The following is a 12,250-nucleotide window of genomic DNA, read 5'->3' as shown; positions in this document are numbered from 1 at the left end:
ATCATGCATGGAGCGAGGCCCTGAGAAAATGCGCATATGATCAAATAATGAAGGCTCATTGATCAAATCCCACTGTACATTGGACGTGTGTTTATGCCTGGATACGATCGCTGCGATAAACCGTTTTTGTGCTTGTACGCTTCTTGGATCAAGATACGGATTTTTGCCTTCCCAAGATTCGGGAGCAAAGGCGAAGAAGCTAAAGGTCATTTCAATCTCATGTTTAGCCGCTATCAGTATAAAAGCATCTACAGCTCTGAGCAGCTCTTCCGATGCATGTCCATCCTCGAACATAAGATGCCGCCACGCCGTCCATAAACCGGTACGAATCAGGTTGATGCCGGCTTCCTTCATCGTCGCCATATCTTGATCCCAGATCGCAGCATTCGGCATAGACACGAATTTCCGGCCAACATCCGAGGTCATATACGTCATTCCTACAATCGGGAAGGGAGCGCCATTTTTCTCAAAATAATCCCGACCAACTGCAAGCGGCGTACCTCTCTCCAGCAAATCACGGCCATACCCCCAGAAGCCCTGCCGCAGTACCCTTTTTTCCCCGCTTTCAGCTTCGGCTTCACATACGATCTCATACAAGCCTGGCTCAATAGAGAGCGGTACACTAAAACTCACATACTCGATTTCGCTTCCAACGCTCACGCTCAACCGATGCTCCCATACCGCCTTAGCCTCTCCTTGCTTATAAATAGAAATAGCCATCGACCAGTTCTCTTGCTTGCCGCTTTGCTCATAGCCGTATGCCGCTTTAATCTGCTGTGCTTGAAGCGTCAGATGCGGTCTCTCTGCTTCATAATAAACCGCGTAGCTCGGCTTAATCCAAAGCTCAGTCACACCCCTCGCACAAAATGCCGCCCATTCTGCAAGAGCATCCGCGCCTGCGCCCGACCAGAAACGGCCAGTCAGCTGTTGATTCACAAACAACCAGCGTCCGCCTGCAAAGTCGCCTTTGTTATGCTCGATCAGAACGACAGGAGCCGATACCTCCCGGCCATCGGCAGACATTCCCTTCAGAAGCGGGCGAATGTGTGCATTCATCGGTCCCTGCGAGCCCGTAGCCTGATTCAGCTGATCCCGCTCATGCGTCACATGCAAAATAAGGCCAAACGTAGGTTCAATCGTGAACAAATGCTCCTTGTCCTGCAGCAAAGGCAGCTCCTGATTGTGGCATAATTCAGTTGAACGCGTATGATCGACAGCAAGCGCTTCATGAATAAATAGTTCCTGATGGTACGCTGTCATCTCCTGCTGGACGTCCCACTGCTCGCCATCCCGGCTCACCGGCTGTTTAAAAGGGGCTCCGCCTGCATGAATCAATCCCCCGCCCCGCGTTACAAAAGCGAGTATTTCCGGCCATGATGCTTTCGGGAAATACGATCCGTGCAAATGAACGAGGCAGTCTACCCCGTCTTCTTTAAGAGCTGCTGACAATCCTTCCGCATCGGTTACTTTAAACAGACTATTCAGCTTTTGAAGTGCCTCTGTATTTGGCGCACAGCCGTCTAACGGAAAAGTAGGGTCATAAAATAGTACTGCTTTCATGGTTCTCGCTCCTATCATTTCTCTATTGTTTATGGATCTTTACTTTCCATGATCCGCTATTTATTGCATAATGGAAGACTAAGCGTCATGATTGAACATGGATTACAATTACGTACTGGAGGCGAACACAGTCGTGTCAAAGCTCACAAATAAGTCAACTTCGTTGTCACGAGCCAAAATAAATTGGAATCATTTGAAATCAAGCTTACTTCTGAAATACGCCTTGTCGTACATACTTATCTTCCTAATCCCTTTGACCGGAGTTACCATATTCGTTTATGAAAACGCAGTCACTGGTCTTCGCTCTGAGATAGAGCAGTCCAATGTGAATCAATTGAATCAAGTGAAAATGACGATTGATGACCGGATGAGAGAGCTTCAGGAAATCGCCAGCAAAATAGCCTACGACGAGCAATTAACGCCTTATATGGTTCGTGATCCCTATTTTGGCTGGGAAGCTATTCGTCAACTTTCTACCTACAAAGCCAACAGCAGCATTTTGGAAGATTTATTTCTATATTTCCATGATGATTCTACTATTTACTCATCTCGCGGTCTTACCAATGTAGATGTTCTATTCAGCCAAACCTATCAGTTTAATCAAGTGAGTAAAGAGGATTTACTTCATGACCTAAATGAAGCCAAAGGTCCGATTATGCGTCCTGCTGAGCAGGTCAACGTTAACTATCGCAAGGAATCTATGCTTACGCTGCTCGTTCCGATTATGCCAAATGATCCTTTTCCTTATGGAACCGTTGTCTATTTAATGGAAGAGTCCAAGCTGACCGGAGTCATGGATTCCATCCTCAACAACTTTTCCGGCAGCAGCTACATCTTTGATCAGGACGGCAAAATGCTGACGGCCAATAATCATGGAGCAAGCATGCCGCAGGGTGACTTAGCTATCCTCTCTGCTTTGCAGCCAGGCATTCACAGCCTGACACTGAACGGCGAGAAGCAGTCTGTTGTTGCTGTCCTATCGCAAGAGAATGGATGGACTTACGTCGCCGCAATGCCGAGCCATCAATTTTTCAGCCGTGTCGTTCACATTCAGACTCTGATTCTGCTAGTATTCAGTATCGTCGTACTGACGGGCATTGCCGCAGCTATGTTATTGGCCAAGCGTCAATACCATCCCATTAAAGATTTAATGGAGTTCGCCAAACAAAAGAGCAAAAGCACTGCATTAGATTCAGCAAAAATCAGCAATGAATGGGATTGGATCAAGCAGACCATTCATGATTATAATGCTCGAATAGATATACAGGTGCCTTATGTTCGCAATCAATGCTTACTTCTTCTACTCAAGCATGGCAAGCCTGACGACCCAGAGATCGAGCAGCTAGTCTTGGATGCAGGGCTTGAGCTTCCGCAGGGGCAAGGGTATTATTTCTCTGTTATTTTGGCTTGGAATGCTTCCAATACGGGCGAAAATTCCCGTCAGGAACGCCAGCAGATACAGGAAATGCTCCATGAATTGGAGCTGCCGGATCTTCATTCGCGAGTTTATGGGATCGAGTTCTCCCCAGCAGAGCAATTTGCGTTCATGGTTAGCCTTGTACCAGCAGAGTCCGTACCTTTGCAGGAGCAGATTGAACAAATCGTTGAGTCCATAAAGCTCATGATTATGGAGAACTCGCAGCTGCTGCCATCGCTAGGAGTTGGTACACCATACGAGAATTTGGCAGAGCTTAATCAATCCTTTATCGAAGCGGCTACCGCGCTGGAATTCCGATTGGCAGGCGGTAATGGCCATGTCACTTACTTTGAACACTTGGCAGAGCTCAGCTCGCCTGATACAGAGACCTTCTGGATCTCCAAAAAATCGCTGCTCAAGCTAGAGCAAAGCTTAAAGCAAGGAAACGCAATTGTAGCCAGACAAATGATTAGCAGCATCATCCTTGATATGAAAAACGAGTCATTGTCGGTATCCTTACTGCGCTGCTTTTGCTATGACCTGCTAAACGCCTTGCTGCGGGCAGCCTCTGAAATGGGCATGCACAGCGTTATTCAGCACATTTCTGCCTTGGCAACCTTCGATACACTCGAAGAAACCGAACAAAAGCTGAACAGGCTTGCCGAACAAATTTGCGACCAGGTGGAACGAAATACCGAGACCGAGCAGCATTCTTTAATGGACGATATCGTAGCGTACGTGGATCAGCAATATGCGGATTACACGCTCAGCCTGGAGCATATCGCCTTGAAATACGCGATCTCCACTTCCTATTTGAGCCGCAGCTTCAAAGAAAAAACAGGCCTCAACTTTTCACAATATATTTCGCGCTGCCGTATGGATGAGGTCATGCGCCTGCTGCTGAGCACCGATGCTCCACTTAAAGACATTATTGAGCAAGTCGGATACTTGGATACACCGAACTTTATTCGTAAATTTAAGAAAGAAACAGGCCTTACCCCAGGGCAATACCGTAAGCTTAATGCTCCCGAAGTCCACCATGTGGAGTAAAGCCCATCATTGTCATCATGCTCATAATCAAAGCCAACTCTTAAGCACCGTTCCCGGTGCAAGAGTTGGCTTATTTACTTGGATGTTAGCTCGTTTTCCAGCGGTCGTATGCCGTCTGATAAATCGCCGCCATCCGTTCTCCACCCATTTTCTTGATCGTGCCAACGTATTTATCCCAACCGCTAATCGAATCTTGACCTGTAATAAACTTAGCTTCCATTTGCATAACATACGTGCTCAGGTCAGAGCGAAGTTTTGTAACCTCAGCCGACTCTTCTGCAGTTAAGAACAAAGCTGGAAACGGAACTCTTGCACCGCGATCCAACAGCTTTTCCTTATTTTCCTTGGCTACCCACTCATCGAACTCTGTTTTCAAGCCCTTTGTAAGGTCATCGCTAATTACCATAGGCGCGGCAATACCATAGTTAGGCGTAAGTGTTGAGCGGTATTCCTCCCGATCGCCGCCGCCTGGAACAGGCAGCCATTCCTTCGTCATTGAAGCTTTGTCTGTGTATTTCCAAAGCGTGCCTTCAGGTCCTTTGTCAAACAGCATTGCTCCATCATAGGAGTACAAATAATCGACCCAACGCATCGACGCTTCAGGCGCTTTGTTGCTGCTCGTAATGGCGAAGGCGCCTGTTGAATAACCTCTATTTTTTGCAATTGCAGGAGCTGCTACCATATCGCTCTTCACAGGGCTGAACAGCACATCTTCTGTGTCCGGCTCGCCGCCGAGTGTAAAGTATGCATGCCACTCCGAGAACAATCCGACTTGATTGTTTTTAGCTTTTGCTTTCTTCTGATCATCCGTTTGAGAGAAGGACTCATGATCGAGCAGTTCCTCACTCCAAAGACGATTCATGTATTCCAGGTACGCCTTGTAAGGCTCTTCCATAGGCGTATAATGAACAACATCCTTGTCATCTACGTAAATTTCTTCCTCATATGCGCCAAACGCTCCTAGAATCCACGTCCGCAAATCTCTCATCTTCGAGGAGGAAGCGAGTGGAATTTCGTCTCTTTGGCCATTGCCGTTCGGATCTTCTTCTTTGACCCGCTTCAAATAAGTGTACAATTCCTCCGTTGTTTCAGGAATTTTCTTAATATCAAGCGCTTTCAGAAAGTCGCCGTTATACCAAAGCGGATTGCGGTACCATGGCTGGTTTAAATCAAATCTTGGCAAGGAATAAATATGCCCGTCCGGTGCTGTGATGGATTTGCGAATATCCGGGTAAGCCTCAAGCAGCTTCTTCACATTCGGTGCATATTCGTCAATAAGGTCTTCCAGTGGAATAAGAATGCCTTGTCCACCATAATTAAGCTCCTCAGCCTGAGTTAGCTTTGCGCCAAACAATACATTAGGATAATCGCCGCTTGCAAAAACTAGATTTTTTTTCGTATCAAAGCTGTCTCTAGGCGCATTCAAATACTCAAATTTAATGCCCGTCAATTTCTCCATTTCGTCCATTACCGGCATGTCATTCCAGTTCTGAATACCGATGTCCGGCGCCATTAGCGTTAAGGTAAGTTTCTCGTTAACGATTGGAAAACCTTCCTTATTCACGTTTGCAGCTGCTCCTGCTCCCGCTCCAGTCGTATTTCCTTTTTCCTTGTCGCCGTTCGAGCCGCAGCCTGCAAGCAATGTAACCGTCATCACACCTGCAAGCAGCAAGGACGCTGCTTTTCTTGATTTGTACATTCTTAAATCCTCCCTTTTTTTCCTCTATTCTATTTAAATGATGCTATATAATAAGCGAAGGAATGATTTCCTTCGTCCATTATCTCACAAAGTCCTTCGGAAAAGCTCCGAACAAGGCAACTAACCCTTTACAGAGCCAATCATGACGCCTTGTACGAAGTAACGCTGCAAAAACGGATAAACGGCAATGATCGGAAGCGTCGATACGATAATGACCGCATATTTGACCAAAGAAGCCGCATCTGCCTTGGAATTCATCGCCATCGCTACTTCACCGCTAACCGCGGCACCCGTAGTCTCTGCTGTCATTTCCTGCAGCACAAGAATTTGGCGCAAAATCATTTGAAGCGGATATTTCGCCTCGTCATTCAAATAAATCAATGCAGAAAAATAACTATTCCAATGCCCTACTCCATAGAAGAGAGCCATAACGGCAATAATCGGTGAGGATAGCGGTAAAATAATACGGACAAATAGCTTCAAGTTCGTACAGCCATCCATATGCGCAGCCTCTTGCAGCTCCTTCGGAATCGTAGACTGGAAAAAGGTTCTCGCCACGATGATATTCCATACTGAGGCTGCGACTGGCAAAATAAGTGCACCCATGCTGTTAATGAGGCCTAGGTTTTTAATTAACAAGTAGCTTGGCACAAGGCCTCCGCTGAAGAACATCGTAACTAGAATGATGCCCATGAACAGCTTGCGCCCGATGAAATCGGTTCTGCTCAGCGCATACGCGGCAGGCAGGGTAACGACTAGATTGAGCAGCGTACCCACGACCGTGTAAATGATCGTATTGAGATATCCGTTCCAAACCTTCGCGTTATCGAATACCAGCTTGTACCCTTCCCACGTAATCCCCTTCGGAAACAGCCACATTTCGCCTGAATTGACGTATTTCGGATCACTTATCGAAGCGCTGACCATATAGAGCACCGGGTACAACACAACGATTAGCGCTAGTAGCAAATAAATATAGTTCAAAATGAGAAACAGCTTATCGCCCTTTGATTCTTTTACTGCTGTAACCATACGTTTCTGCTCCTCCTTCCTACCAAAGACTGGTTTCGCTTGTGCGTTTCGCAATTTTGTTGACCATAATAAGCAAAAGCGCATTCACGACTGAATTGAACAAGCCCACGGCCGTAGAAAAGCTATATTGTGCATCTACTAGCCCGGTTCGGTAAACAAATGTAGAAATGACATCCGATGACCCCATATTCAATGGATTTTGCAGCAGCAAAATTTTCTCGAAGCCAACGCCCAAAATATTGCCCATGTTCAAAATGAGTAAAATGGTGATGGTCGGTACAATCGTCGGCAAGTTAATGTGCAGCACTCGTTTGAATCGGCTTGCGCCATCGACGATAGCAGCCTCATGAAGCTGAGGGTCTACGCCAGACAATGCTGCAAGATAAATAATTGTCCCCCACCCCGCGCTTTGCCACACGCCTGATAAGACGTACACCGTCTTAAACCATTTTGGATCCGTAAGATAAGCAGCCGGCTCCAAGCCAACCAGCTCGATTAGCCTCACAAGCATTCCCGATGATGGCGACAAGAAAGTGATAATCATCCCGGCCATAACAACGACAGAAATAAAATGCGGTGCATAAGTAACCGTTTGCACAGTTTTCTTAAAATAGCCGTTCTTAATTTCGTTAAATGCTAACGCTAGAATAATGGGCAGCGGAAAACCGATGGCTAGTTCATATAAGCTAATGCTGAACGTATTCCACAATAAGTCCCAAAAATAATAGGAGTTAAAAAATCTCTCAAAATGCTCGAAGCCTACCCACGGACTTCCCATAATGCCTTTTGTCGGAATGAAGTTCTTGAAAGCAATCTGGATACCGTACATCGGACCATAATGGAAGATAAGAAAGTACAGCATGACAGGAGTCATAAATAAGTAGAGCTCCCAGTTTTGCAGCATCTTTTTTGCGAGCGGCTTGTTTCCGCTTGTCTTCTTGTTTAATGGAACAGCTTGCAATTCGTTTCCTTCCATCTCTCTCGAATCCTCCTCTCTCTATGTTGTTATTCGCAGCTTCACTCTACCGGCAGCCGGCATTGTAATTGACTAGCGCTTACATTCCAAATTGTAGTCATTTTCACCATCAACGGTAAATATGTATGATCTGCATTGTCATTCGAAAACGCCGTAACCATAGGGTTTTACAGGCTTTTCGCAAAGACAGTTGTTCTTTTTTTACTCATCAGAACGCTCTTAATGTGTTAGATATGCTGTCCGAAAATGGGGTGCAAGTGATACATATTGTGCTTTGCGGATAAATGTGTGAACCTTTCTTACGAATGCCTGTTTCTGAACAGCCGTTATCAATTATCACTTATGAACACGCATACAATTCCAATCCAATTCAGGAGGCTTTTGACTGTGACAAACAAAACCGCCCATCTTATTTCGCACACGCACTGGGACCGCGAATGGTACATGCCTTACGAATACCACCATACGCTGCTCGCAGAGCTAATGAACGATTTGCTTCGCATTTTGGAAGAGGATGACAGCTTCCGCAGCTTTCATCTGGACGGACAGACGATCATTATTGAAGACTATCTACAGATTCATCCTGAGAAAAGAGAAGTGCTCGAGAAATACATTCGAGAAGGCCGAATTATTATCGGTCCATGGTATGTGCTGCAGGATGAATTTCTGACAAGCTCCGAGGCGAATGTCCGCAACTTGTTGATTGGGCATCAAGACGCTGCTTATTATGGCGTTATTTCAAAGCTTGGATATTTCCCCGATTCCTTCGGAAATATGGGGCAGGCTCCACAAATGCTGAAGCAAGCAGATATTAATACCGCTGTGTTTGGACGGGGCGTTAAGCCGACCGGCTTCGATAATATGGTCGGTGAAACGACCGGCTCCAGCTATGAATCTCCCTATTCAGAAATGCACTGGACCTCTCCTGACGGTTCGTCCGTGCTCGGACTGCTATTTGCTAACTGGTACAACAACGGGATGGAAGTGCCGACTGATCCAGAAGAAGCGAAAGCCTATTGGACCAAACGGCTTGGCGATGCCAGCAAATACGCTTCTACGCCAGAGCTTCTATTCATGAACGGCTGTGATCATCAGCCTGTTCAAACCAACTTATCCGAGGGCATTCGCACGGCAAGCGAGCTTTTCCCGGACGTTACCTTTGTTCATTCGAGCTTTGAGCAATATATCGAGGCATTGAAGGGACAGCTGCCTTCTCATTTGACGACGGTCGAGGGCGAGCTGCGCAGCCAGCATACAGACGGGTGGAGCACGCTCGTCAATACGGCTTCCGCTCGGATTTATTTGAAGCAGCTCAATCAGCGGGGACAAACCTTGCTGGAGAAAGGCGCTGAGCCTCTAGCTGCACTTGCGCATCTAGTCGGCGGCCAAAGCTATCCGCATCAGCTATTGACCTATGCTTGGAAGACGCTTATGCAAAATCATCCCCATGACAGTATTTGCGGCTGCAGCGTAGACGAAGTGCATCAGGAAATGGTGACGCGATTCGATAAGAGCCGCCATACGGCCGAATCCATTATATCGGAGAGCCTAAGTGCAATTGCGGGACAGATCGATACAAGCGGAGTTAAAGCATGGGGAGAATCCAGCGTGCCGGTTACTATTTTCAACATGACAGGTTGGGAGCGCAGCGGCACAGTAAGCGCGGAACTCATCGTTGCCAAAGCTTATTTCAAGGAAGGGCCTAACCCTGCTGCCATTGCTGAACGGCTTGAGAAGCTCCCGCTTCATTTGGAGAATGGGGCTCTGCTGGATGACGAGGGTTGTACGATTGCTGCCAAAGCAGAGGATTTAGGCGTTCATTTCGGTTATGAGCTGCCGAAGGATAAATTCCGCCAGCCTTATATGGCTCGCAAAATAAAGTTAACGTTTGAAGCAAGCCGGGTTCCGGCACTTGGCTTCAAAACATATGCATGGCATGAATCCGCTGCAGCCCCGGCTTTAGCGCCTAACACATCACTAATCGCCAGCCCAAGCGGCATGGAAAATCAATATATTGCTGTAAGCTTTGAAGCAGACGGCTCTTATCATTTAACGGATAAATTAACCGGGAAGACATTCCAAGGACTTGGCATTTACGAGGATTGCGGCGACATTGGCAATGAATATGTATTCCGTCAGCCTGAGGGAGAACAGCCTCTTACGACCAAGGGTATTCCGGCAACGATAACCCTAGTTGAGAATGAAGCCTATCGTGTCACGTACGAGATTGTCCATGAATGGGCAATTCCAGCCAGAGCTGACGATACATTCACATCTGAAAAACGAAAAATGATCCGTTTCCGCGATCGGCAGGCTAAGCGAGTCGAGCATATGGTGCCGATGCGCATCGTCACTCGCGTTAGCCTAGAGCAATCCGGCAGAGGGCTGCTGCTGGAGGCATCCTTCAATAATCAGGCCAAGGATCATCGCCTTCGCGTATTGTTCCCTACTGGGCTGAAATCGGACAAGCATTTGGCTGACTCGATCTTCGAAGTCGCTTCCCGTGATACGACGCCAGCGGAGGAGTGGATAAACCCAAGCAATGCCCAGCATCAACATGCATTTGTTAGTGTGTCGGACGGCGAACACGGCTTAAGCGTCGCTAATAAAGGCCTTAACGAATACGAAGTGCTACGCGATGGATCGAATACCATAGCGGTTACGCTTCTCCGTTCTGTTTCTGAGCTGGGAGATTGGGGAGTATTCCCGACACCAGAGGCGCAGTGCCTTGGAGAGCATACTGTAGAGTTCTCCCTATTCCCGCACGCCGGCGATGCTATTTCTTCGGAGGCATTTGTGGAAGCTTACCAATTCCAAGCGCCTTGGTTCCACCTGCAAACCGGAAATCAACAAGGCTCGCTCCCGGCAACCTATGAGCCACTGAAGTGGGAAGGCAAAGGGTTCGCTTTGTCCGCCTTTAAAGTCTCGCAGCAAAACGGCGATGTCATTATTCGTTGGTACAACCTCGCGGGCGAGCCGCAGGAGCTGGCGTTTGAAGCTAATTTTGGCGTAGAGCATATTCATCAAAGCGATATTTTGGAACGCCGCCAAGAGGCCGCGAGCATTCAGAACAGCTCTGTACGCCAAACCATTGGAAAAGCAAAAWTTATAACCTACTCATTACAATTGAACTAATCAGGAGGCAAACCTTATGAAATTACCAGATTCCATTATTAATGTACTAGCTGAGGCGGACCAGCGCCTTGCGCATCGTCCCAAGCTGCAAAAGCTGTTCAAAAATTGTTTTCCAAATACGCTGGAGACAACGATCAAGCTGATGGACGATGGCACAACCTTTGTCATTACAGGAGATATTCCGGCGATGTGGCTGCGTGATTCTACGGAGCAGGTTCGTCATTACATTCCTTATGCCAAGGAGGATGCTGAACTACAGCGTATTATTAGCGGCGTAATTCGCCGTCAAATGTTCTACATTAATATAGATCCTTATACGAACGCATTTAATGAGACGGCAAGCGGCAAACATTATAATGCCGGCGATCAATCCGATATGACAGCTTGGATGTGGGAGCGCAAATATGAGCTGGATTCCTTGTGCTTCCCTACTCAGCTCGCCTATATGTACTGGCAGGAAACGGGCAAAAGCGATATTTTCGACGATGCCTGCTATCAAGCCTTAAACTCGATCGTCAATGTAATCAAAACAGAGCAGCGGCATGAAGAGAAGTCCCCTTACCGCTTCGTGCGTCCAGGCTTTAAAGAAACCGAAACGCTGCAAAATGACGGGTTAGGACTGCCGGTCAACTACACAGGCATGTCTTGGTCGGGCTTCCGTCCAAGCGATGATGCTTGCCTGTTCGGCTACAACATTCCTTCCAACATGTTTGCCGTCGTTATTTTGGGCTATATTCGGGATATTGCGGATCAAGTGTATGGCGACAAAGAATTGGCCGCAAGAGCAGAGAAGCTGCGGCAGGAGATCGACTTCGGCATCAGAGCGTACGGCATCGTCAATCATCCGGTATTCGGCAAAATTTATGCTTATGAAACGGATGGGTATGGTAACTACTGTCTTATGGATGACGCGGGGACACCTGGACTGCTGTCTATTCCTTATTTCGGCTATGCGCCTGTGGACGATCCCATTTATCAGAACACACGCAGGTTTGCGCTGAGCCATGAAAATCCGTTTTACTTTGAAGGCAAATTTGCCAAAGGCATAGGCAGCCCTCATACGCCTGCCGGTCATGTATGGCATATGGCTTTGTCGATGCAAGCGCTGACTGCCGATAATAATGAAGAAATAAAAGAGCTAATCGATATGCTCGTGAATACGGATGCTGATACGGGCTTTATGCACGAGGGCTTCCATCCGGACGATCCGTCCGTATTCTCGCGAGAATGGTTCGCTTGGTCCAACAGCCTGTTCGCCATGTTGATTTGCGAGGCGATGGATAGAGACATCGTATAATTTCGTGTACGGGTAAGTCCTCTCACGAATAAGAGGCAGCCCCTTAGGTCAATAACCTAAGGGGCTGCCTCTTCTATTATAGAA

The 12,250-nt window shown here is 47.2% G+C and carries 6 protein-coding genes and 1 pseudogene; 3 read left to right on the top strand and 4 right to left on the bottom strand.

The features are described 5' to 3' along the window. Positions 1-1,560, bottom strand: a pseudogene (locus AB4Z17_RS13375) (glycoside hydrolase); the annotation flags it as partial. Between the two features lie 133 nt (positions 1,561-1,693). Here AB4Z17_RS13375 and AB4Z17_RS13370 point away from each other — a divergent pair. Continuing rightward, positions 1,694-4,027: a helix-turn-helix domain-containing protein gene (locus AB4Z17_RS13370; protein WP_441960205.1), complete on the top strand. Its 2,334-nt coding sequence runs from the start codon at positions 1,694-1,696 to the stop codon at positions 4,025-4,027. 85 nt (positions 4,028-4,112) lie between these two features. On the opposite strand, the gene AB4Z17_RS13365 is transcribed toward AB4Z17_RS13370, so the two are convergent. The 3 genes from AB4Z17_RS13365 to AB4Z17_RS13355 form a co-directional block, all read right to left on the bottom strand. Continuing rightward, positions 4,113-5,726 (bottom strand): extracellular solute-binding protein, encoded by a 1,614-nt coding sequence (locus AB4Z17_RS13365; RefSeq protein WP_441960203.1) that lies wholly within the window; start codon positions 5,724-5,726, stop codon positions 4,113-4,115. Between the two features lie 120 nt (positions 5,727-5,846). Next, positions 5,847-6,758: a carbohydrate ABC transporter permease gene (locus AB4Z17_RS13360; RefSeq protein ID WP_076266323.1), complete on the bottom strand. Its 912-nt coding sequence runs from the start codon at positions 6,756-6,758 to the stop codon at positions 5,847-5,849. Positions 6,759-6,777: 19 nt separating this feature from the next. Further along, positions 6,778-7,734 (bottom strand): ABC transporter permease, encoded by a 957-nt coding sequence (locus tag AB4Z17_RS13355; protein ID WP_441960201.1) that lies wholly within the window; start codon positions 7,732-7,734, stop codon positions 6,778-6,780. 342 nt (positions 7,735-8,076) lie between these two features. Between AB4Z17_RS13355 and AB4Z17_RS13350 the strand changes: the two genes are divergently transcribed. Continuing rightward, a complete protein-coding gene (locus tag AB4Z17_RS13350; protein ID WP_441960199.1) occupies positions 8,077-10,869 on the top strand; it encodes an alpha-mannosidase in 2,793 nt (930 codons plus the stop codon). A 16-nt stretch (positions 10,870-10,885) separates the two neighbouring features. Next, positions 10,886-12,166, top strand: a complete 1,281-nt coding sequence (locus AB4Z17_RS13345) for a glycoside hydrolase family 125 protein (protein WP_339205471.1) — start codon at positions 10,886-10,888, stop codon at positions 12,164-12,166. Positions 12,167-12,250 lie beyond the last annotated feature (84 nt).

It is taken from the genome of Paenibacillus sp. TAF43_2 (assembly GCF_052113545.1).
GTDB lineage: Bacteria > Bacillota > Bacilli > Paenibacillales > Paenibacillaceae > Pristimantibacillus.
This window is presented reverse-complemented; position numbering and strand designations above follow the sequence as displayed.